Below are 647 nucleotides of genomic sequence, written 5' to 3'. Positions count from 1 at the left end.
CTAATTAAGGAATCATAGGAACGACCTTGAAACTCCTTTTGGAGTTTTAATAAGGATTTCGTTGTCTTAAAAAAGACTTCAATGTCCCATCTCATGCCGTATATTCTGATGATTTCTTGCTCATCTAACGTACAGTCTGTACTCAAAATAGCTAGCCACTCGCTCTTTTTATTACGATTACGAACAAAGACCATTTTGACTGGAACTCCGTTGGCTTGAGTAGTTTGTATGGAGCGAAGAATCCCCTTTTTTCCTTGAATGGGTGCAGCTAAACGATAGAGATCATTCAGGCTTACGCGCTCACCATCTACAAAGTAACGTTGTTTTAAATTCTTAACCATGCCAATTACATCTAGCCCTTGTTCTTTGATGTTCTTAATGAGTGGTTGATGGGTAAACCAAGTATCCATTAACACATAAGAGGCATCAATACCAGCATTCAAAGCACGTTGAACCATATCTGGAATTTGTTCCGGTGCAGATTGTAATGCTTCAAGGCGTCGTTTGTATCCTGAGCTACGCTTATCGATTTTACTTGTTATTCCGTTAATTTGGCTTGTTTTTGAGCTCAATAAAGAAAAGTCCACAGGAATGAACGTGGCACCATCTGACCAGCCAAGAGTAAGCATGCGAAAGCCTTTATAAAA

General features: G+C 39.3%; 1 protein-coding gene. It reads right to left on the bottom strand.

From position 1 onward, the window contains the following. The coding region (locus JN080_RS28970; RefSeq protein WP_256239367.1) for an IS4 family transposase at positions 1-647 on the bottom strand (647 nt) is incomplete at both ends.

It is taken from the genome of Bacillus sp. EB600 (assembly GCF_024494385.1).
Taxonomy (GTDB): Bacteria; Bacillota; Bacilli; order Bacillales; family Cytobacillaceae; genus JAEVLT01.
This window is presented reverse-complemented; position numbering and strand designations above follow the sequence as displayed.